Source organism: Geobacillus lituanicus (assembly GCF_050994965.1).
Classification (GTDB): domain Bacteria; phylum Bacillota; class Bacilli; order Bacillales; family Anoxybacillaceae; genus Geobacillus; species Geobacillus stearothermophilus.
The window spans coordinates 2,395,337-2,416,432 of sequence record NZ_CP194773.1; the positions used below are offsets into that span (position 1 = coordinate 2,395,337).

The following is a 21,096-nucleotide window of genomic DNA, read 5'->3' on the forward strand; positions in this document are numbered from 1 at the left end:
GAACTTTGCCAAAAAAGGAGGGGTTTCATGTTTACAACGCGCAAACAATATGAGCCGTATACAAGCCCGTTTGACCCATGCCCGCCGATCCGCGTGAAAACATACGTCACCGCACCAAACTTATACGTCGGATTCCAGCCGCCCAACTTGCCGCAATTCCCTCTTCGTGAAGCGTTGATGAAAGGGACGCTTTGGCAAGTGTTTTACGATCCGTACTACAGCCCTTACGAAACAAAGACAAAAGGTGATGGCTCATGAAACAAATGCCAAAGGAGTATTATGAACAGCTTGAAGAGCTGCAAGCCGTCGACTTTGCCCTCGTCGAACTGACACTCTACTTGGACACCCATCCGACCGACTATCAAGCGATTCAACAATTTAACCAACTCGCCAAAAAACGGAAACAGCTGAAAAAACAATTTGAAGCCGCCTATGGTCCGCTTGAACAGTTTGGCCATAGCTATTCCAACTACCCGTGGAACTGGGACGACACGCCATGGCCTTGGCAAGTGTAGCCGATCCATCACGAACGCAAGGGGGGAACGGATCATGTGGATTTATGAAAAAAAATTGCAATACCCGGTCCGCGTCAGCACGTGCAATCCGCGGCTGGCAAAATATTTGATCGAGCAATACGGCGGGGCAGACGGGGAGCTGGCAGCGGCGCTCCGCTACTTAAACCAGCGCTATACGCTGCCGCCGAAAGTCATCGGGCTGCTAAACGACATCGGTACGGAAGAACTCGCCCACCTTGAAATGATCGCAACGATGGTGTACAAACTGACGAAAGACGCGACGCCTGAGCAGCTAAAAGAAGCCGGGCTGGAGCCGCATTACGTCGACCATGAGCGCGCCCTCTTTTACCATAACGCCGCCGGCGTTCCATTCACGGCGACGTACATCCAAGCGAAAGGCGACCCGATCACCGACTTGTATGAGGACATCGCGGCCGAAGAAAAAGCGCGCGCGACATATCAGTGGATCATCAATATGAGCGACGACCCGGATTTAAACGACGGACTCCGCTTTTTGCGCGAGCGGGAAATCATCCATGCCCAACGGTTCCGTGAAGCGGTGGAAATTTTAAAAGAGGAGCGCAACCATAAAAAGGTTTTCTAAGCCAGCGGCTGAGCGGAACCCCCGCTCAACTTTGCTCATAATAAAGATTGATGCCATACTCCCGCTTCATCCATTCAAACAGCCGATGGCGCCCGTTCCACTGTTCTTGGTCCTGCCATAAATCGATGCTTTTTTGAATGATCTCACAGCGGAGGGCGTGAAAATCGTCTTCCGCCTTTTCGCTTTTTCCTTTGTAGTAGACGGCTGCCCAATAAACGGTGCTTAAAAGAAGCAGAATCAACACATGGGCAGGCGCAGCGAAAAACCAGGCGATCCGCTCTCCCCACGTCCCGAAAGCCGCCGCCTTGGCCAAAAGATAAAGCAGGAAAACGGCCAAACCGGAAAACGCGGCCGCCTGCAAGAGCAACGTCCGCTTTTCGAGCCGCTCCCATTTTTTCTTTTTTTCGATGACGGCCATCAACATTTCCTTCGCCACTTCATCGAGGGGAAATTCATCTGGAAAATGGACCATCTCCTCTCCCCCTTGTCCTGTTTTTATTGTCCATCATATGCCGCAGAAGGCAGCATTAGAACAAAGAAAGGGGAGCGGCAGACAATGCTTTGTTTCGCTCAATGGTTTTCGTCAAGCGGAATGCGCAGCGTTTGCCCTGGCTGAAGGCGGCCCGTCGACAAGCCGTTTTCCTTTTTAATGAGATCGATCGCATCAGGCGTGCCGTAATATTTCATGGCGATGCTGTAGAGCGTCTCATTGGCTGCGACGACATGGGTGATGATTTTTCCTTGTTCATCATCGGTCTTCTTTTCCCGGCCGCCGACGCTTCCTCGGTCGGCGGCGCTCTTCTGCTTCGATTTGGCCGCCTGTTCTGTCCTCTTGACTTCGTCGTCTTGAATAATGCGCACCGTCTCGCGGCCGCTTTGATCTTCATGACGAACGACTGTGACCGTGTCGGACTTCGATTGGACATGGTGGATGGCCAGCACGACTGCCGGCAACGCCAAAAACAAGAACACGAGCAGGCGGGCCGGGACGTATTTTCGCTTTTGTTCTTCTTTTTCCCTCCGCCGTTTGATGCGCGAGGACGGCGCGCTCTCATCGATCCGCAAGCGCCGCCCAGCTCGGCGCTCCTGTGTTCCTTTCATCGCTTCACCCCTTCCTCCCGCTGCAACCGAATATGCAAAGCGAGCACCACATCGATCAAAAAGTGGGCGACAACCGTCACCCATAAACTCCCGGTCTGTTCGTAAAGCGCACCGAGAAACAAACTGATGAGCACAACCATCAGAAACAAAAACCATTTTTCCAAATAGCGCACATGCAGCACAGCAAAAATGACGCTTGCCGCTCCAAGCCCCCAATGCGTCTGCACAACACCGCGAAACAGCCATTCTTCCGTCACAGCGATGAGCGCACATAAAAAAAAGAGATGCGGAATCGAGCGGCCGCGGAATATTTTTTCGTTCACCCCGCCGTCGTCATGCCAATCATCCGGCAAATAGCGCATGGCCAAAAAATCGACCGCCAGCACGAGCGCCGCCCCGCCCGCTCCGTATAGCAGCACATCGGTGAGATCGAACCGCCAAAGCCGGCGCCACTCCGCCCAATCGAACAAAAAGAGCGAACAGCCGCCGGCGGCAAGAAGCAGCAACCCTTGCGTTACATAAAGATGAAAAAGCAGCTCGCGCTCTGTCATCTGCCGGATTTGTTCACTTTGCCGTTTCATTCGTCCGCCCCCCGCCAAAAAGCATGTCCCACAACTCCTCGCGCCAATGGCGAACCGGCGCCTCCTCCGGACGGCGGACGGCTCGTTCATAGCCGTCAAGCGAAAGCCCGCAGCGATCGCAGCAGACATTCTGCTGATCCGTCAGCTCCTCGCCAAACGCGCGGACAAGCGCTTGACGCCGACACGAAGACAAGTGCACCCATTCATCCATTTCCTGCAGTTTTTTCCGCTTCCAACGCCGCCGCGCCTCGATGGCGGCTGCCATCCTGCCGTACAGCCGCTCTTTCGCCTCCGCTGTCAGCCAACCAGGCATCGCCCGTTGTTCCCGTTCTAAAAAATACGCCAACAGCCGCTTTTGTACGTCGGTGAATCCGGCAGCCTCGAGCGTCGCCATCGCCGCTTCCCATCCGGCTCCTTCCGGCAGCCGCCAACACCACTCACGCAGCTCGCGCGGACTTAACAGCTCGGCCTCCGCCACCGCCTGGGCCATGGCCCGGTCGCCGTCCGCATAAAATAACACAGCAAGGCTTGGCGCTCCGTCGCGCCCCGCGCGCCCGATTTCCTGCACGTACGCCTCGAGCTGGGCCGGCATATGAAAATGAAGCACAAATCGGACGTTTTCTTTGTTCACGCCCATGCCGAATGCGCTTGTACAACATACGATGTCAAGCTGACCGTAGACAAATTGCTGCTGCACGAGCAGCCGTTGCTCCCCGTCCATGCCGGCATGGTAATAGGCGACCCGCCCCGCGCCGCACTGTTCGAGCCGGCGCGCCATCTCTTCCGCCCATTGACGGCTCGAAAAATAAATGATTCCCGGGCCTTCGAGACGCTTGGCATAATCGGCCAAGCGCGCCGCTTTGTCCTCCGTTGATGAACAATGCTCCACGCACAAGGCGATGTTCGGACGATCGACGGAATGAATATGGCGGCGGGCGCCATCCATCCCGAGCGTGCGAATAATATCCTCCTGCACCTCGGGCGGCGCCGTCGCCGTCAACGCCAAACACGGCGGGGCCCCGAGCGCGCGCCGGATCTCCCCAAGCTTTAAAAAGTCCGGGCGAAAGTCATATCCCCATTGAGAAATGCAGTGCGCTTCATCGACGACAAAAAGCGAAATGCATACGCGCCGAAGCGCCGTTAAAAATTTTGCCGACTGCAGCATCTCCGGCGACGCGTAAATAAAGCGAAACTCCGCAAGCGAAGCGAGCGCCTGCCATTTTTCTTCGGCATCAAGCAGGCTGTGAAAAGCAATCACTCGCTTTTCCCCGCGCCGGCGCAACTGCTCGACTTGGTCCTCCATGAGCGACACAAGCGGCGAAACGATCAGCACACTGCCTTGAAGCAAATACGCTGGCAGCTGATAGCAAAGCGACTTGCCGCTTCCGGTCGGCAGCATCGCCAGCACGTCGCGCCCAGCAAGCACATCTTCCGCCACTTCCCGCTGACCCGGGCGGAATGAAGCATGTCCGAACTTCATGCGCAGCGTTTTCGTCAACTCGTCCAACGTCCCACTTCCTTTGCCAACACGAGCCGAATTTCGAAATAGCTGACTTTGCCATCAAGCGCCTCGCGAATCTCTTTCAATTTCCTCGTCCTAAGCGCCTGCGCCGCCGCTCGAATGGCCGCCGCCTTTTCATCGTCGACAAACGGGGCGATCGAAAAACCGGACACATTGGCAGCGATTTCGACAACGTGATCCTCAATCGTGCTTCGCTTCAAGCGGCGAATCTTGGAAATATCTTCTATCGTTTTTCCTTTCCGCAGCCATTCGTACGTTTTTTGCGCCGATTGTGTCAGCACCGCCGGCGTCAGTCCGCTCATCAATTCGGCCATCATCGGAACGCGTCCAGCCTCAGCTTCCGCCATGATGTAATGAAGCACGTTGCGGAATTGAAACTGCACGTAGAGCGCGTCCTTTTGCAAATAGGCCGCGATTTGCTCCGCCGTCCAGCCGATGCGGACCGCGCTCGTCAAACGCAGCGTAAAGATCACCGCCGCCTCTTCCGAAACCGCTTCAAGCAGCCGGATGAGCTCTTGATACAGCGTCTCGGCCAACATCTGGCTCGATCCTTTTGCAAGCAAATATTGCTTCACCCATTGAAGCGTCCGCTCGTCGCGGCAAATCGGTGCAAAACGCCGCCCATAGACGAGGTTTGACAATGTCTGCCCGATCAAGGAAAGACGCTGCCAAAACAGCGGTTCCGCCTCATGATAGCGCCAGCCGTTCAGATGGCGGGGGAAAAGCGCTGCTTGCTCGGCAAGCCATTCTTCCCCTGCCGCGGTCAACGTGTATGTCCGCTGTTTCGCGGATAAAGCGAGTCGCTGTTCGACAAGCGCCATTGCCGCTTCCTCGAGCGCCGCCATCGTCACATTCTTCCATGTGCCAAACAGCGGCTCAAGCTGAAACCATTTGCTGTCTTGGAGCGTCTGCGCCGATTTTTTTCCCGAAAATAAATGATACACCGCCGCCAGCGTCCGTTCGCCGTTGAAGCGGCGCAAGCAATGGGCGAGCAAAAATGAGGCATAGCCATGCCGCATCCTGCGTTCCTCCCTCGCCTCTATTGTAGCAAAAATCGCCCAACCGGTCGGCAGAAAAATCGATCGGTTGACAGTTCCGCCATATGATAACAAAACTAAATAAGATGCATATGTGTAAAAATACAAGAGAGCGATTTTTTTGTTGAAAAGCCGGCCGTACGGTCTTATTATTAAAAGTGAAAAGTTCATTTCCGAGCAGGCAACACAGAGATGACCCGTCCGTTTCCAAAAAATTAGGGAGGTTCGATTTTTATGCCAAAGTATACGATTGTCGATAAAGAAACATGTATTGCCTGCGGAGCATGCGGCGCGGCAGCTCCGGATATTTACGATTATGACGAGGACGGCATTGCCTACGTCACGCTTGACGACAACCAAGGGATTGTCGAAGTGCCGGACATTTTAATCGACGATATGATGGATGCGTTTGAAGGCTGTCCGACCGAGTCGATCAAAGTCGCTGACGAGCCGTTTGACGGCGATCCAAATAAATTCGACTGAAATCTCCCCTCTTGCCGAATCGGCAAGAGGGTTTTTTGACGAAAGCGTGAAAAAATGCCATTTGACAAGTGGCGCGCCGCAAGGGAACATGCTACAATAAGATTGTCTTGCCCGCCCTGGGCGCCGGCGGGCGAGTTTTCATGCGTACATAACAACCAAAAAAGGAGGAACGGGTTGTGGCATTCGAAAATAAAATTGTCGAAGCGTTTATCGAAATTCCAACCGGCAGCCAAAACAAATACGAGTTCGACAAAGAGCGGGGCGTTTTCAAACTCGACCGCGTCTTGTACTCCCCGATGTTTTACCCGGCTGAGTACGGCTACTTGCAAAATACGCTGGCGCTCGATGGCGACCCGCTCGACATTTTGGTCATCACAACGAATCCGACATTCCCGGGCTGCGTCATCGATACGCGCGTCATCGGCTTTTTGAACATGGTCGACAGCGGTGAGGAGGACGCGAAGCTCATCGGCGTGCCAGTCGAAGACCCGCGCTTTGATGAAGTCCGCTCGATTGAAGACCTGCCGCAGCACAAGCTGAAAGAAATCGCCCACTTCTTTGAACGGTACAAAGACTTGCAAGGCAAGCGGACGGAAATCGGCACATGGGAAGGGCCGGAAGCTGCGGCAAAACTGATCGATGAGTGCATCGCCCGCTACAACGAACAAAACAAAAAATAATCGCCTAAAACGTTGTACATCCAATGCGAACCTCAGCTATTTCCGAACAATCCCGCCTATATCTTTGGATATGGGCGGTTTTCTTTTGGAAACACGAACATTCCCCAAAACAGAAAGCGTTGTCATTGGTATGACTTCTTCGCTTTCCATTGACAGAAAGCGCTTTGCTATGTTAAATTATCAGAAATTTAACATCTTCGAAACAGAAAGGGGCACCTGCTGTGGTTCGCGTACTCGTTTCCGACGCCATTAGCGAAGAAGGCTTGGCGCCGCTCCGCACATCGGCGCACATCGACATCGTTCAAAAAAACGTGAGCGAAGCGGAGGACGAATTGCACACGTTTGACGCCTTGCTTGTGCGCAGCGCAACGAAAGTGACGGAAGAATTGTTGGCGAAAATGCCGAAGCTGAAAATTGTCGGCCGCGCCGGGGTCGGCGTCGACAACATTGACGTCGACGCCGCGACGAAACGCGGCATTGTCGTCATTAACGCGCCGAACGGCAATACGATTTCCGCCGCAGAGCATACGTTTGCCATGATGGCTGCGCTCGTCCGCCGCATCCCGCAAGCGCACATTTCTGTCAAATCGCGGGAATGGAACCGCTCGGCGTTTGTCGGCAACGAGCTGTTCGGCAAGAAATTGGGCATCATCGGCTTCGGCCGCATCGGATCAGAAGTAGCAAAGCGGGCACGGGCGTTCGGCATGACCGTGCACGTCTACGACCCGTTTTTGACGAAAGAGCGGGCGGAGAAGCTCGGCGTCTCCATCCATTCACTTGATGAGGTGCTGGCAGTCGCCGACATCATCACCGTTCATACACCGCTGACGAAAGAAACAAGAGGCTTGCTTGGCACGGAAAATTTGGCGAAGACGAAAAAAGGGGTATACTTAATCAACTGTGCTCGCGGCGGCATTATTGATGAGCAGGCGCTCATTCCGTTTTTGGAAAGCGGCCATGTCGCCGGTGTCGCTCTCGACGTCTTTGAACAGGAGCCCCCGGGCGACCACCCGCTGCTGGCGTTTGATAATGTCATCGTTACGCCGCATTTAGGGGCGTCGACGGTTGAAGCGCAACTGAACGTCGCCACCCAAGTCGCTGAAGAGCTGCTCCACTTTTTTGAAGGGCAGCCGGTCACATCATCGATCAACCTGCCGGCGCTGTCGAAAGACGTCTATGAGAAAATTCAAGCATTCTATCATTTAGGCCGAAAGCTCGGTTTAATTGCTTCGCAGTTTATGAACATTCCGGTTCAAGAGCTGTCGGTCACCTACGCCGGCACGGTCGCCGATTTGGAAACGACGTACATCACTCGCAGCTTGCTTGCCGGCTTCCTGCGGCCGCGCGTCGCTTCCACCGTCAATGAGGTAAACGCCGCCATGGTCGCCAAAGAGCGCGGCATCACATACGGCGAAAAATTCTCTGATGAGACGCACGGCTATGCAAACTGCATTTCGCTCACTGTCCATGGCGAGAACAAAACGTTTACGATCAAAGGAACGCATGTGCCGAACTACGGCGACCGCATCGTCCATTTTGACGGCGTCACGATCGATTTCGCGCCGGAAGGCCATCTCCTTTACATTCAGCACCACGACCGCCCGGGGATGATCGGGAAAGTCGGGAACGTGCTCGGGGCGCATAACGTCAACATCGCCACAATGCAAGTCGGCCGCCAAGAAGCGGGCGGAAAAGCCATGATGATCCTATCGCTCGACAAACCAGTCGATGACGCGGTATTAAAAGCGCTGGCGCAAATTGACGATATTGAAACCGTCAAACGGCTCGAAGCGTAACGAAAACAAAAAAAGCAGGGTTCCCAAACGGGAAGCCTGCTTTTTTCATCGTTGGCGGCGCAGCGCCTTGCAACAGGCGCCCATGGCTGCCTTCTGTGCATGGCGGCCTGCTTCCGCCGTCCATTCTGCTTCTCATATTTCGCAACCTTTGCATAATATACAAAAAAACACCCCGGATATTCGCATCAAAATAATTTTTATACAAAAATTGTAAAATAACTAATTTTTATTCGGTCAAATCGGGCTTATTTCGAATTTTTATTCAAGGTGCGAAATGTGAGCTGCTTAACCGAGCGGCACCGCTTTCCGCTCGCCTTTCGAGAACGTCATGAGTTCGGTATAGCCGACGCTGCGGGCGAGTTCAACCGCCTTGTCAAAGTCGGCGCCGACATCGCCCGGCACGTGCGCGTCCGAGGACAACACGATCGGAATGCCTTTGTCATAGCACATTTGCAGCAGCCGCGGATCGGGATACAGCTCGCCGACCGGCTTGCGCAGCCCGGCCGTGCTGATCTCGACGCACGTCTTCGAATTGGCGAGCGCTGTCGTTGCCCGGTCGTATTGCTCAAGCAAAAACTCTTCATCTTCCGGAACGTATTTAAAAATTTTCACCAAATCCAAATGGCCGATAATATCAAATAAGTTCGACTCGGCGAGCGTTACGACTTGGTCAAAGTATTTGCGATATGTATCATACAAATCGCGCCGTTCCCATTCACGGCGGAACTCGACTAAGTCGATGCCGAAATCGTCGACCCAATGGATCGAACCGATGACATAGTCAAACTCGTACGAGCGGATAAACGCAGCCATTTCCTCATGTTTGCCGGGAGTGTAATCCATTTCAATCGACATTTTCACGTCGATTCCGGCATCCCACGCTTCGTGGAACAAGCGGACATAGTCGGCCATATCGTAGCACCGGCGCGCCTCCACCCACGGGTTGGACAAAATGTTTTTCGTTTGGTAAAAATGATACGCATGCTCGGAAATGCCAAAATGCTGAATGCCTTTTTTCGCGGCTTCATCGGTGAACTGGCGCAAATAATCGAGCGTCAACGTCCCCCGCTCCAAATGGTTGTGATAATCAGTCAGCACAGTGTTTCTCCCCTCCTGCTGTTTTTTTCATTATAACGCATCACCGCAAGAAAGGACAACCGTTTGGCGAATCATCACCCAATCATCCGTTCGCGCCGACGAGAAACAACAGCCCGACGCATACCGCGACGCCGGCGACCGCCAAGAGCCGTGTCATGAGATCATCCATCTGCCACCCCTCCTTGCCTTCTTTGCGCCATATATGTCTTATGCCAATATCATCTCCGATAGAACAACAAAGTGAAGATCGTAACAAAACGACGCAAACGGCGGCGGCTACCAGCCGGCCGCCATCAACAGAGCGTTCGGCCCGGCCGGCACGCGGATTCGCATTCCAACCGGATACGGGCCCAAGTTCGACAACCCGTCAGCCGCAAACGTCACCTCACGGAAGCCAAACTCTTTCGCTGTCAGCAGCACAGCCTCCGCCATGCGCGCCGCGTCCTCTTCATGTGACTGAGCGGTCAGCTGAATCCGGACCGTCGCATGCCGCGCATCCATATCAGCCAGCTCCACGTTTACTCCCGGCGGAATGGCCGGCTCGAGCCCGCGGATCGTCGATGTTTTCATCTGCTTCAGCGCCTTCGAAAACGTGCGAGCGCTGCCCGGCGCCGGAACGAGCACTGTATAGCCGAACGAAGCGCTGTTTTTATAATACATTCGCTGCCGCTCCTTGATTTTTGTCGCTTTTACCATTCCGAGCGCCGGCAACTCAAGCCCTTCCTTCTCTCCGGTGAAAAAGCGGAGGCGCCGCTCCCCCATTTGCCGCGCTGTTTCGACGAGGGCGTCGACAAACAGCTTCTGCTCTTTGCGGCTGGCCGAAAACACGCGGTGCTGAGCCGGGACGTGCACCATCCATTCCCCCTTCCCCCCGGCGGCCGGCTGAATGACCACTCCATCAAACCAAGCGGACGCCGCCCGCAGCGGAGAGCGCCCAAGCACGCGCAGCGCTGCCGTGAACCGCTCTTCGGGGGCCAATCGGCCGCTGAGCGGAACCGCCACTGGCACCACCCGGCCGTTTGCCGCATCAGGCAAGCCGACCACCATGACGCCGGCATCTTCCTGCGCCGGCGTCGCATCAGCGGCCATTATCGTCTCAACTTGGGGGGGAGCGCTCTCGGCTCCTAGCGTTTTGACGGTAGAGGATCGCTGCTGCTGTTCCGCGCGCTCCGGAGCGGCCGCATTCATTCCGACAGCAACAACCGCAAGAAAGAGGGCCATCGATGCCGCCGAAAGCCAACGCCGTCTCCAGCGCATCTTGCGCTGGGTGCGCTGAAGCCGTTCGTAAACATCTTCTTTTGTGCGCCGGTCTTTCACCATGGGCAGCTGCTCAAGGCTATGTTCGATGCATCGCTCATTCCAGGGAAATTTTTTCATGCCGCCACTCCTCCCGTTCGGCCTCTTCCTCCATATGTTGTTTCAGCGCCTTCAGCGCGCGGTGCTGCGTCGTTTTCACTTTGCTTTCCGTCCAGCCGAGCGCGGCTGCCGTTTCAGCAATCGACAGCGACTGGATGAATCGGAGGACGAGCACAAGCTGTTGGTCGACCGTGCAGCGCGCCAAGCAGCGGTACATGAGTTGAATTTCCTCGTTTTGAATCGCGATTTCCTCCGGCATCGGCTCGTCAGCGCCGAGCTGCTCCTCGCTCCACTCCGATGTCTTCACCCACTGGCGTCGTTTTTGCTTGCGAAAAAAATCGATCGCCACATGGCGCGCAATGGACAGCAGCCACGTCTTTTCACTACATTGCCCTTTAAACCGTTTGTACGAACGCAGCACTTTCACATACACTTCTTGCACTAAATCTTCGGCATGCTCTCGATTTCGCACCATGTAATATAAAAAATTAAACAAATCATCGTGATATTTTTCGTACAACTGTTCAAAAACGGGGTCCATCGTGTCTCTCCCCCTATTCGTTTCCATGGACCAAAGCCGAACCATTCCATTATCTTCATGATAACGGGTCTCATGCAAAAAGGGAACCATTTTTTTGGACGAAAAAGGAAGAAGGCCGAGCGAACCGGCTATCGCTCGGCAAAGAGCGGAAAAAAGAGGCGGCCGGCTCGCTTCCGCAATGCGCCCTCTGCCGCCCGGTCATAGCTGATCAAAAACGACGTCGCCGGACCACCAGAGGCAAAGAGCGGCAGCGGGCAGGCGCAGGCCCGCCCTTGGCGGCCGTTGGCGGCCGACAGTTGCATCCATTCGTAGTAAATGCCTTTGGAACCGATCGGGACGAGCTCATAAACAGACGGAGAGGCGAGAAGCTCAACAAACAGCGAAAGCGGCGCGACCCATTGAGGATGCGCCAGCACGGCCGGGCCGACAAGCGGGCGGCCGATGACGGCAAACTTCGCTCCCTCCGGCGTGACGCCGATCCGCTTCCGTTCGGCCGCCACCGTTCCGACCGCCATCACGCCAAGCGCCGACTGGACGGTGGAAAAATTCGATTCCGTGCTGCCGGTGACCGGAAGGCGAAGAGAAAGTTCATGGCAGACTCGTTCAATGCCGCGGCAAAGCGCTTCCCATCGGTCATCCCCCATAAAGTTTTGCAAGACGACGGCGTTTGCTTCCGCCCCGACGCTCAGCAATTCCATCAAGGCGACGCGGGCGGCAAAATATGCGACCGTCTCCGCCGGAGCATGCACCGTATCACCCGGCTTGTCCCCGACCGCCGCCGAGCCGTCGACGGCAATGGCGAGCTCTCTGCCTTCGGTCAATGGAAGGAAGAGCACATCACGCATGCGGCGCCCCCGCCTTCGCCATCAAACGGGCAGCCGCCGGGGCAACGGCCAGCGCGATCAACACGTTGACCAAAGCGGCGGCGGAAAGCGGCGGAATGACGGCAAGCACAAACGGCCAGCCGAACGAACCCACTAGCGGCAGCGGGGCTAACAACGCATTGCCGATGAAAAAGGCGGCGGCGCTGCCTATTTTCCATCCCCGCTGATGCAGTACGGCGAACAGCGCGCCAAGCCCGGCCATTTCCAATGCGACAAGCCAATGGAACGGGCCGAGCGGCCACCCGCCGACCACCGCCGAAATAAGGTGCCCCAGCCCTGCAACCGCCGCTCCGGCGCGCGGACCAAGGATGGCGGCGGCAACGAGCGCCGGAGCGCTGTCTAACGCGATGCTGCCGACAAACGTCGGCAGCTTGATGAACGACCCGGCGACCGAAAGCGCCAAACAAACAGCCATCCAAGCCAGGCGGCGGCTCATTGCTTCTCCTCCTTGTCGCGGAACACAATGGCGCTCCGCTCATATTCGACATCCTTCACCCCTAAGCGGGCGTTCACAACCCGGGCGGCAGCGAACAAATAGTCGGACAGGCGGTTCATATATTTCAGAACAACGTCGTTGATCGGCTCCGCTTTTTGCAACGAAACGATGCAGCGCTCCGCCCTTCTCGTCACCGTGCGCGCCAGATGAAGCGCGGCAGCCGCCTTCGACCCTCCCGGCAAAATAAACTTTTCAAGCGGCGGCGCCTCTTGGACATAGGCGTCAATGCGCTGCTCCAAAAAGGCGACCATCTCCTCGGTCGCTTTATACGGCAGCTTGCCGTTGACGATGGCCAAATCCCCGCCGCAGTCAAACAGCTCGTGCTGGATTTTTTGCAGCTCACCGCAAAGATCGTGAAAACGCGCATCATCCACCAATAAGGCAAGCGCCCAGCCGATGAACGAGTTCGCCTCATCGATCGTCCCATACGCCTCGACGCGCAAATGATCTTTATCGACGCGCCCGCCGATTAAGCTTGTTTTTCCTTTGTCTCCAGTCCGCGTATACAATTTCATAATTCTTCTCCCCTTTATTTTAATCGTTCCGCCAACCCGCACCAAAGCCGGTCGACGCGATGGCATACGGCGGCAAGCCGTTGATAGCACAGGCCGACGGCGTCGCGCCAGCGCCGTTCTTGCCGGTCAGTCGGAACGACGCCTTGCGTTACGTCTGTCCCGATCCAGACGACCGTGCGGCCGGCCGCTCCTTCCTCCCACTGCTTCCAAGCGCAGAAAAACCGCTCCCATTCCTCTGGGTCCGGAAGGCGGCGGATGGCGGCTTCGAGCCCATCCAAGACAACTGTTTTCGCCGTCTTGGCGCCATCCGGCCACCCGTATGGCTCCTGATAGCCGTCATGCCATACGATATGAACACCGTCGCTTATTCCGTACCGTTCCCGCACCCATTTTCGCTTTCCTTGGAACGCACCGCCGACAACGAAATGCACCGTTCTCCCCCTTTCCAACGCTCGATCGTTGATTCGAGCGTATACCCGCCGGAAAACGGCACCTTCCATTCCCAAAACGGGCGAACGTCCGGCGCATATTGTTCAAGCACGAAACGGATCGGACCGCTGTGGGTGACGATCGCCACATGGCGGGCGCCCATCCGCTCAGCCAACGCAACCGTCTCGGCGAGCGCCCGTTTGATGCGCGCTTGAAACGAAACATAGCTTTCTCCGGCGGGCGGCGCCGTCGAAAATGGCGACTCGAGCCATCGGTTGTACGCGAGATCCGTTTCGAGTTCGGCGAACGTTTTCCCTTCCCAGACGCCAAAAAAAAGCTCGCGCCATCCGCTCGTACACCAGTCCGGCTCGCGGCTGCCAAACAGCAGCGCCGCCGTCTCCCAGCAACGGCGAAGATCGCTTGTCACGATGCAGTCGACCGGATATGGCCACTCGACCCGCAAACGGCGCAGCCTGCTATGTTCCGCGGCCGAAAGCGGCGCGTCCGTCCAGCCGATATATGCATCGCGCCGATTCAGTTCCGTCATCCCATGACGGATGAGCGTAACAGCCAAAGGACGCCCCATAGCACCGTCTCTCCCCCTTCGATGAGCGCGCCGAGCACATCGCCGCTCACGCCGCCAAACTGCTTTTCCGCCCACGGCTTTGCCGCGAGGGAACAAAGCGCCATCGCCGCAGCCAACACCACAACCGCCGCCGGCGGAACGCCCGCCGCCGGAAGAAGCAAAAGCACAAGGCATGCCAATCCCAGCGCCCATGCTGCATCGCGCCATGAACTATATTCGCGAAGCGAGGCCGCCATTCCTGTCGATTTGGCCAGCTTGCCGGCGGAAAGAAGCCAGACAGCGCCGGCTCTCGACAGCAGTGGAATGGCAATAAACAGGGCAGGGGAAATGCCCGCTTTGATCGCTTCATGCAAAAACAGCCAGCGGAACGATAACAAACAAATGAGCGACAACACAGCGAACGCGCCGACGCGCGAATCGGCCATGATCTCTTGCCGCCGCTTGGCGTCCCGGTACGAAAAAAAGGCATCGCTCACGTCCATAAAGCCGTCGGCGTGCAGCCCGCCGGCAAGCCAAATGCCAAGCCAAAGAAGAAGGAGAGCCAAAAAAGAAGGCGGACCGAACGAAAGCGCCGTACAGGCGCCGTACACCAAGGCAGCCAGCGTCCCGAGCAGCGCTCCAGCCAGCGGCATTGTGCGCACAAGCCAGCGGACATGCGGGGCTTTCCATTCAATCGAACGCTGGATGGGAATGATCGTAAACAGCTGCAGCGCCAGCAGCCAGCCATTCCATGCCCGCTTCATTGCGGCCACCGTCCTTTCTTCACGCGAAGAAGACCGCATTCCACCACGGCGGCGGCTTCTGCTTCCGCGACCAACTGTTGATGAAGCCAACCGAGCATTTTCATGTAGCGAAATGTGCCGAGGTCATTCGGCACGCCGCCAGAAAACAACTCATTGGACACAATGACAACAGCGCGGCATGCCGCCGCCCACGCCCGCACTTGGTCGAGCAGGCAACGGGCAGCGGCGAACGCTCCTTCCTCTGTTTTCCATTCATCTCCGGCAAATAACACATTCGCCCACCACATAGTCAAGCAGTCGAGAAGGACAACATCAGGCGGACGAAGTGCAGCCAACAACTGATCAGGCCCTTCCGGCGCTTCCCACACCACCCAAGGCGCCGTCATCCCCATGCGCCGCTCTTGATGGCGGCGAATGCGCTCTTCCATTTCCGCATCGGCAGCCCGGGCGGTGGCAACATAATGAAGCGTCTCGCCAGCGGCCAGCCGGATGGCGCACACCTCTGCCGCTTCACTTTTGCCGCTGCGCACCGCGCCGCTCACAAACACGATCATCCATCCCACCTCTCAAGCGCCTCAAGCAGCCGGTCATTCTCCACCTGCGTTTTGACGGCGAGCCGGATGTAGCGGCCGTCAAGCCCCGGGAAATTCATCGTATGGCGCGGCACAACCCCTTCCTTCAACAAATGAAAAAACAGCTCCTCTGTCCGTCCTGAACACGGACGCAACAAATAAAAGTTCACGACCGATGGCGAGACGTCATACCGCCCGGCAGGCAGCGACCGAAACACCCGCTCCCGCTCGGCGGCGATCCGTTCTTTCGTCCACTTGACAAACGATTCCATCGTCATGAAACGAAGCGCCAATTGTTGGGCGATGCCGTTTGTGCTCCATGGCGGCTGATGCGTTTTCAGCGAAGCGATCACCGCCTCGTCAGCAGCGACATAACCAAGGCGCGCGCCGGCCAGGTGATGGATTTTCGTCAACGATCGAAGCACAATGAGGCGCGGATAGCGTCCCAACCAGCGCATCGCCGTAAACCCGCCGCGCCAAAACGGATAAAATGCTTCATCGATGATTACATAGGTGCCAGCCGTGTGCGCCGCGTCCACCAGTGATCTCAATTCACCCTCCTCCATCACCGTCCCCGTCGGATTGTTCGGATGGCATAAAAAGATAATGTCTTGCTTGCCTGCCCAGGCAGTCGCTTCATCCAAGTCATAAGAAAAGCCCCGCGCTTCATCGGCCGCGAATCCCTCCACATCGCATCCATAAGCGAGACAGGCGCGCCGATACTCGGAAAACGTCGGCTCCAAGATGCCGACGCGCCGACCGGCAAATAGCGCGGCCAACAAATAAATCGCCTCCGCCGCCCCGTTCGTCATCAGCACTTGTCCGGGTCGAATCTGCTCCTGCTTGGCAACGAGCTCCCTGAGCGCCTTCGCTTCCGAATCCGGATACTCCCCGGCCCAGCGAATCCACTCCTCACCGCTCGGCCAAGCTGACGGCGGCAGCCGGTACGGATTCGTATTGACGCTGAAATCAATGTATTCGTCTGGAGGGGCCAATCCGCATTGCTCATACAACGCGCGCGGATTCGCCCCATGCGCCGGCCAACGCAACGATTATCCCCCCAATCCATAGCAATAATGTAAACACTAGCACCGTTCCAATCATGATGCGGACCGCTTGGCGAATGTGGGCGGCGCGAAGCGGGGCGGCCGGGTCACCGAGCGTCGGCCTCCTCGAGACCACGCCGCCGTATGTATTCGTTCCGCCGAGCTGCACCCCAAGCAGCCCGGCCATCGCCGCCTCAAGCCAGCCGCTGTTCGGGCTTGGGTGGCGGCGGGCATCGCGAAATAAGATCGACAGCGCCAAACGAAAGCGGCGGCCGCCAAAGACCAACACCATCACAAGCGCCGTCAGCCGCGCTGGAATGTAGTTGAGCGCATCGTCCAGCCGCGCGGCCGCCCAGCCAAATTCGCGATACTTCTCATTTTTGTAGCCAATCATGGAATCACACGTGTTCACCGCCCGGTACAATAACGCGAGCGGCGCACCACCCAAGGCCGCATAAAAGAGCGGAGCGGTGATGCCGTCGCTCGTGTTTTCCGCCACCGTCTCCACGCAGGCGCGGGTGATGCCGGCTTCATCGAGCCGCTCGGTGTCGCGGCCAACGATCATCGACAGCGCGCGGCGCGCCGCAGGAAGATCGCCTGCTTCCAGCGGCCGGCGCACGTCCTCAGCCGCCTCAGCGAGGCTTTTCGTCGCAATGGCGGTGAAAATGAGGGCCGCCTCGATCGCCACCCCTACGTATACGGACAGCGCGTAGCCCACATAAACAATGAACGCCGATATCCCGTAAACAGCGGCCAACACGACCGCCACGGCCGCCGCCCCTTTCGTCCGCCGCTTTGTTCCTTGATTCCAGCGGCAATCAAGCCACGCAATCATCATTCCCATCCCGCGCACCGGATGCGGCAGCCAGCGCGGATCGCCCACGAGGGCATCGAGAAACAGCGCCAACGTCAATGCGGCCAAATGGGTCATCGCCGTTTCCTCCGCTTCTCCCAGCGGCCAAGCGCCTCAACTGTTGCCTCATACACAAGCCGGCCGAGCGCCCGGCCAAGCTCCGTCGCCGTTCCGGCATAGGCAAAGACCTGCCCGGTTTGCGTCGCCGCCACAGCGAGCGAATCGGTCGACGTACCGGTGGCAAGCGTCCCGGTTTCCGGGTCGCAAACCGAACAGTCGGCGAGCGCTTTTGCCTTCGCTTCTGTCGCTGTCATCACCGCCTGGACAAACGCTGCTTCCGTCAGCACTCCGTCAATGACCACCACCATGTTGATCGTCCCCGGTCTTGCCGCTAGCGGCTGATGCTGCCACGCCCGAGCGGCATCGACGGCATTGCCGACGCCAGCGGTCGCCATGACCGCAACCGAAAACGCTTCCCCTTCTTTCTGAAGCCAAACAGCATCCCGGACATCAACCGCCGTCATCATGCCGACCGTTCGTTCCGGCGGAAACCCGTGCTGCTCCAAATAGCGGCGCATGTCTCCTTCCGCATCACTGCAATCGTAATCCAACCCGACTTGGCGGTTGACAAAATGGGTCGCCCATTGAAATCCGGCGCCGATCAATGCCGAGGACAGGACGCGAAGCGGCGCGGCCGCAGTAAGCACAGCGGCGTCATCAAGAAAGGAAAGCCGCAGCCCGCCGACCGGCGATTCCCCTTGCTTCTTGTTCGGCATGAACGAAAACATCGGCGTTGCCGACGCCGGATGGGCCAGACGCACAATCGGCGCGGCAAACACTTCCTCAAGCAACGCCGGCGTCATGACATCCGCAGGGGCGCCGAGCGCGGCTATTTTCCCTTTGTTCAGCACGAGCACCCGATCGCAATACAAGCTCGCCGCATTCATATCGTGGAAAACGGCGACGACCGTCAAGCCGCGGGCGTGCGCCGCTTCGGCGAGCCGGTCCAAAAGCCGGACTTGGCCGCTCACATCCATATGGTTCGTCGGCTCATCGAGCAAGAGCAGCTTGGGCTCTTGGGCGAGTGCGCGGGCCAAATAGGCGCGCTGCCGCTCGCCGCCGCTCAATCGTTCGAGCGGTTCATCGATTTTCCCCGTCAGGCCGACGGCCGCAAGCGCGTCTCGGAGGGCGGCTTCATCGTCCTCCGTCCACGTCGGAAAGAAGCCGCGCTGATGAGGATAGCGGCCGAGCGCCACCGTTTCCCTCACCGTATAGCCGGGCGCCGCCTCCGCTGTCTGCGGCAAGACGGCGGCCATCCGCGCCCATTGCTTCGCAGACAGCGCCGAGAGCTTTCGGCCATCGATGACGATCTCCCCGCTTGCCAGCGGCAGCTCTTTGCTGATGAGTTTGATCAAAGTCGTTTTCCCGCTGCCATTCGGCCCTAAGATGCCGAATATTTCGCCTTTTTCCACGGCAAACGTCACACCATCAAGCACTTGTTGCTGCCCGTATCGATGCGATACGGCCCGCACCTCGAGCATCGTCATCCCATCTTTCGTTTCGTTTTTCGGAAAAACAAGACGGCAAACAGCGGAGCGCCGATCAGCGACGTAATGACGCCGATCGGCAGTTCGCGCGGTTCAATGATCGTCCGCGCCGCCACATCGGCAAGCACAAGAAACGCACCGCCGTACAAGAGCGACAGCGGCAACAGCACCCGGTAGTTCGGCCCGCACACAAGCCGAACCATATGCGGAACGACAAGCCCGACAAAGCCGATCGTCCCTGACACCGACACCGCCGCGCCGGTGAGCAGCGCCGCCGCCGTCAAAATGATGACTTTTCGGCGCGTAACATCAACGCCGACATGAAGCGCCGCCGCCTCGCCAAAGGCAAACGCGTTCAACTCGCGGCTGTTGGCGATGAGCACTGCGGCCCCAACGAGAAAAAACGGCAGCAACAGCCCGCTGTATTTCCAGCCGCGCATCGCCACGCTCCCCATCAGCCATGAGATGATTTGCCGCAATTCTTCCCCGGTCAACGCGATCATAAGCGAAATGAACGCGCTGAAAAACGCGCCGAAGATAATGCCGGCTAAAATGATCGTCTCAACCGACATGCGCCGCTCCACAGCGCGAGTGAACGCCAACACGGCGGCAAGCGTCGCCATGCCAAACAAGATGCTCACGACCGGCAGCGTAAACGTGCCAAAGAACGGCCATTGCCAGCCGAGAAAGATGACGAGCACCGCCCCGACCGACGCGCCGGACGAGACGCCGAGCGTGTACGGATCGGCGAGCGCATTTTTTAACAGCCCTTGAAACGCGGCCCCGGCCAGCGCCAATGACGCCCCGACCAAAAACGCAAGCACGACGCGCGGCAAGCGGATCGCCATCACGATCGGCACCCAATCAGCTGGAATGTGGCGAGGCAGCGCCGCTCCGAACCATTCAGCCGCCAAAATGCGGACAATAGAAGAAAAGGGAATCGACAGCGATCCTGTCGATACCCCTACGAGAAGCGATAACACGGCCGCGGTGACGGCCAATATATACATCCACATTTTACTTGAACACATCCGGGTAAATGGCTTTGGCAAGTTCCTCGACCCCTTCGACAAGGCGCGGACCCGGGCGGCTTACTAAGTCGGTGTTGACGTCATACACCCGCTTGTTTTTCACCGCCGGCACGTCTTTCCAAGCGGCGCGCGCAAACACTTGCTTCGCTCCGCCGTATGTCGTGATGATGACATCCGGCTTATAGGCCACGGCTTTTTCTTCCGTCACCATCGGCCAGCCTTCCAAGCTGCCGGCGACGTTTTTCGCCGAAATCACTTGAAGCATCTCATCCATAAACGTCCCTTTGCCGGCCGTATAAATTTGCGGCGGCGGCGACACTTCAATCCAGACGTTCGCTTGTTTGTCCGCCGGGATTTGTTTCGCTTTTTCTTTGATTTTCGCAAGCTTCTCTTTCATCTCATCAATCACTTGCTTCGCTTTGTCTGTCGTCCCGGTCGCTTTGCCGATCAAGTCGATGGACGCATATACATCGTCGAACGACTTCGCGTCATTGACGACAAGCACGGTAATGCCGGCGTCTTTCAATTGCTTGAGGCCATCGCGCGAGTTATGGGCGCTTGACGCGTGGGCCAAGACGAGATCCGGTTTGAGCGAAATGATTTTCTCGACGTTGAATTCCATGCCGCCGATTTTCGTTTTCGTTTTGACGTCTTCCGGATAATTGTCAAAATCGCTGACGCCGACGATCTTATCGCCCAACCCCAACGCATAGGCGATTTCCGTATTGCTTGGGATGAGCGAGACGATCTTTTTCGGTTCCGCTTTGATCGTGACATCCTCGCCAAGCCCGTCTTTCACCGTCACTGGAAACGCCGCTTGTTCCGTTTTCGGTTCTTCTTTTTTCGCAGGCTCGGTGCTGCCATTCGCCCCGCCACAGCCGACGAGCACGGCGGCCAAAAGGAAGAACACCGCCACCACCGCCGGCCATGTCCAACGTTTCATCCGTCATTCCCCCTTCGATGATGTATGTACAACAAAAAAGCCCATTCCGTCCGAACGGGGAATGAGCGCGAAACAGACCGCCAATGGGCACAGCAATGCCCTATGCGACTGTTTCCGCGTCTCACCCCCCGAAGATT

General features: G+C 57.2%; 26 protein-coding genes. 6 read left to right on the plus strand and 20 right to left on the minus strand.

The window, feature by feature from the left end; genetic code table 11:
• Positions 1-27 precede the first annotated feature (27 nt).
• From ACR1UW_RS12175 to ACR1UW_RS12185, 3 genes are read left to right on the plus strand one after another with little or no spacing between them, the layout of a single operon-like run.
• The gene (locus ACR1UW_RS12175; protein ID WP_014196217.1) at positions 28-258 is read left to right on the plus strand and encodes a spore coat associated protein CotJA; all 231 of its coding nucleotides are present in this window, start codon (positions 28-30) and stop codon (positions 256-258) included.
• Positions 255-515 (plus strand): spore coat protein CotJB, encoded by a 261-nt coding sequence (locus tag ACR1UW_RS12180; RefSeq protein ID WP_014196218.1) that lies wholly within the window; start codon positions 255-257, stop codon positions 513-515. Before ACR1UW_RS12175 ends, ACR1UW_RS12180 begins: the two co-directional genes overlap by 4 nt.
• A 34-nt stretch (positions 516-549) precedes the next feature.
• Positions 550-1,119, plus strand: coding sequence for a manganese catalase family protein (locus tag ACR1UW_RS12185; protein WP_011231723.1), 570 nt, complete (start codon positions 550-552; stop codon positions 1,117-1,119).
• Positions 1,120-1,144: 25 nt separating this feature from the next.
• On the opposite strand, the gene ACR1UW_RS12190 is transcribed toward ACR1UW_RS12185, so the two are convergent.
• From ACR1UW_RS12190 to ACR1UW_RS12210, 5 genes are all read right to left on the minus strand, one after another.
• Complete coding sequence (locus ACR1UW_RS12190) at positions 1,145-1,591, minus strand: YpbF family protein (RefSeq protein WP_011231724.1); 447 nt, start codon at positions 1,589-1,591, stop codon at positions 1,145-1,147.
• Positions 1,592-1,689: 98 nt separating this feature from the next.
• On the minus strand, positions 1,690-2,220 hold the full coding sequence (locus tag ACR1UW_RS12195; protein ID WP_011231725.1) for a LysM peptidoglycan-binding domain-containing protein: 531 nt from the start codon (positions 2,218-2,220) through the stop codon (positions 1,690-1,692).
• Entirely contained in the window at positions 2,217-2,801 is a 585-nt protein-coding gene (locus ACR1UW_RS12200; protein WP_011231726.1) for a CPBP family intramembrane glutamic endopeptidase, read from the minus strand. The genes ACR1UW_RS12195 and ACR1UW_RS12200 overlap by 4 nt, the downstream gene beginning before the upstream one ends.
• The gene (locus tag ACR1UW_RS12205; protein ID WP_014196219.1) at positions 2,785-4,308 is read right to left on the minus strand and encodes a RecQ family ATP-dependent DNA helicase; all 1,524 of its coding nucleotides are present in this window, start codon (positions 4,306-4,308) and stop codon (positions 2,785-2,787) included. The genes ACR1UW_RS12200 and ACR1UW_RS12205 overlap by 17 nt, the downstream gene beginning before the upstream one ends.
• The gene (locus ACR1UW_RS12210; protein ID WP_498933514.1) at positions 4,296-5,342 is read right to left on the minus strand and encodes a YpbB family protein; all 1,047 of its coding nucleotides are present in this window, start codon (positions 5,340-5,342) and stop codon (positions 4,296-4,298) included. Before ACR1UW_RS12210 ends, ACR1UW_RS12205 begins: the two co-directional genes overlap by 13 nt.
• A gap of 252 nt (positions 5,343-5,594) precedes the next feature.
• Between ACR1UW_RS12210 and ACR1UW_RS12215 the strand changes: the two genes are divergently transcribed.
• From ACR1UW_RS12215 to serA, 3 genes are all read left to right on the plus strand, one after another.
• Positions 5,595-5,843, plus strand: a complete 249-nt coding sequence (locus tag ACR1UW_RS12215) for a ferredoxin (RefSeq protein ID WP_008879661.1) — start codon at positions 5,595-5,597, stop codon at positions 5,841-5,843.
• 176 nt (positions 5,844-6,019) lie between these two features.
• The gene (locus ACR1UW_RS12220) at positions 6,020-6,523 is read left to right on the plus strand and encodes an inorganic diphosphatase (RefSeq protein ID WP_020754674.1); all 504 of its coding nucleotides are present in this window, start codon (positions 6,020-6,022) and stop codon (positions 6,521-6,523) included.
• A 221-nt stretch (positions 6,524-6,744) separates the two neighbouring features.
• Positions 6,745-8,319, plus strand: coding sequence for a phosphoglycerate dehydrogenase (serA, locus tag ACR1UW_RS12225; protein ID WP_047818613.1), 1,575 nt, complete (start codon positions 6,745-6,747; stop codon positions 8,317-8,319).
• Positions 8,320-8,604: 285 nt separating this feature from the next.
• Here serA and ACR1UW_RS12230 read toward each other — a convergent pair whose 3' ends face one another.
• The 15 genes from ACR1UW_RS12230 to ACR1UW_RS12300 all read right to left on the minus strand — a co-directional run bounded on the left by ACR1UW_RS12230 (position 8,605) and on the right by ACR1UW_RS12300 (position 20,959).
• Positions 8,605-9,417: a histidinol-phosphatase gene (locus ACR1UW_RS12230; RefSeq protein WP_033010517.1), complete on the minus strand. Its 813-nt coding sequence runs from the start codon at positions 9,415-9,417 to the stop codon at positions 8,605-8,607.
• 276 nt (positions 9,418-9,693) lie between these two features.
• Positions 9,694-10,794, minus strand: coding sequence for an RsiX family anti-sigma factor (locus tag ACR1UW_RS12235; protein WP_498933517.1), 1,101 nt, complete (start codon positions 10,792-10,794; stop codon positions 9,694-9,696).
• Positions 10,772-11,314 carry an RNA polymerase sigma factor SigX gene (sigX, locus tag ACR1UW_RS12240; RefSeq protein ID WP_033010515.1) on the minus strand — a complete coding sequence of 181 codons (543 nt, stop codon included), beginning with the start codon at positions 11,312-11,314 and terminating at the stop codon, positions 10,772-10,774. The genes ACR1UW_RS12235 and sigX overlap by 23 nt, the downstream gene beginning before the upstream one ends.
• 128 nt (positions 11,315-11,442) lie before the next feature.
• Positions 11,443-12,159 carry an AIR synthase related protein gene (locus ACR1UW_RS12245; RefSeq protein ID WP_033010514.1) on the minus strand — a complete coding sequence of 239 codons (717 nt, stop codon included), beginning with the start codon at positions 12,157-12,159 and terminating at the stop codon, positions 11,443-11,445.
• Positions 12,152-12,634 (minus strand): ECF transporter S component, encoded by a 483-nt coding sequence (locus tag ACR1UW_RS12250; protein ID WP_498933520.1) that lies wholly within the window; start codon positions 12,632-12,634, stop codon positions 12,152-12,154. The genes ACR1UW_RS12245 and ACR1UW_RS12250 overlap by 8 nt, the downstream gene beginning before the upstream one ends.
• Positions 12,631-13,209 (minus strand): cob(I)yrinic acid a,c-diamide adenosyltransferase, encoded by a 579-nt coding sequence (locus ACR1UW_RS12255; RefSeq protein WP_150825603.1) that lies wholly within the window; start codon positions 13,207-13,209, stop codon positions 12,631-12,633. Before ACR1UW_RS12255 ends, ACR1UW_RS12250 begins: the two co-directional genes overlap by 4 nt.
• 14 nt (positions 13,210-13,223) lie before the next feature.
• Complete coding sequence (locus ACR1UW_RS12260) at positions 13,224-13,640, minus strand: bifunctional adenosylcobinamide kinase/adenosylcobinamide-phosphate guanylyltransferase (RefSeq protein ID WP_033013967.1); 417 nt, start codon at positions 13,638-13,640, stop codon at positions 13,224-13,226.
• The gene (locus ACR1UW_RS12265) at positions 13,574-14,224 is read right to left on the minus strand and encodes a histidine phosphatase family protein (RefSeq protein WP_033010510.1); all 651 of its coding nucleotides are present in this window, start codon (positions 14,222-14,224) and stop codon (positions 13,574-13,576) included. The genes ACR1UW_RS12260 and ACR1UW_RS12265 overlap by 67 nt, the downstream gene beginning before the upstream one ends.
• On the minus strand, positions 14,182-14,967 hold the full coding sequence (locus tag ACR1UW_RS12270; RefSeq protein ID WP_047818617.1) for an adenosylcobinamide-GDP ribazoletransferase: 786 nt from the start codon (positions 14,965-14,967) through the stop codon (positions 14,182-14,184). Before ACR1UW_RS12270 ends, ACR1UW_RS12265 begins: the two co-directional genes overlap by 43 nt.
• Complete coding sequence (locus ACR1UW_RS12275; protein WP_033010508.1) at positions 14,964-15,521, minus strand: bifunctional adenosylcobinamide kinase/adenosylcobinamide-phosphate guanylyltransferase; 558 nt, start codon at positions 15,519-15,521, stop codon at positions 14,964-14,966. The genes ACR1UW_RS12270 and ACR1UW_RS12275 overlap by 4 nt, the downstream gene beginning before the upstream one ends.
• Positions 15,518-16,588, minus strand: a complete 1,071-nt coding sequence (gene cobD, locus ACR1UW_RS12280) for a threonine-phosphate decarboxylase CobD (protein ID WP_289642979.1) — start codon at positions 16,586-16,588, stop codon at positions 15,518-15,520. Before cobD ends, ACR1UW_RS12275 begins: the two co-directional genes overlap by 4 nt.
• The gene (gene cbiB / locus ACR1UW_RS12285) at positions 16,545-17,516 is read right to left on the minus strand and encodes an adenosylcobinamide-phosphate synthase CbiB (protein ID WP_289668628.1); all 972 of its coding nucleotides are present in this window, start codon (positions 17,514-17,516) and stop codon (positions 16,545-16,547) included. The genes cobD and cbiB overlap by 44 nt, the downstream gene beginning before the upstream one ends.
• Entirely contained in the window at positions 17,513-18,985 is a 1,473-nt protein-coding gene (locus ACR1UW_RS12290) for an adenosylcobinamide amidohydrolase (RefSeq protein WP_033010504.1), read from the minus strand. Before ACR1UW_RS12290 ends, cbiB begins: the two co-directional genes overlap by 4 nt.
• Positions 18,982-20,016, minus strand: coding sequence for a FecCD family ABC transporter permease (locus ACR1UW_RS12295; protein WP_498935309.1), 1,035 nt, complete (start codon positions 20,014-20,016; stop codon positions 18,982-18,984). The genes ACR1UW_RS12290 and ACR1UW_RS12295 overlap by 4 nt, the downstream gene beginning before the upstream one ends.
• Positions 20,003-20,959 carry an ABC transporter substrate-binding protein gene (locus tag ACR1UW_RS12300; RefSeq protein WP_063330772.1) on the minus strand — a complete coding sequence of 319 codons (957 nt, stop codon included), beginning with the start codon at positions 20,957-20,959 and terminating at the stop codon, positions 20,003-20,005. Before ACR1UW_RS12300 ends, ACR1UW_RS12295 begins: the two co-directional genes overlap by 14 nt.
• Positions 20,960-21,096 lie beyond the last annotated feature (137 nt).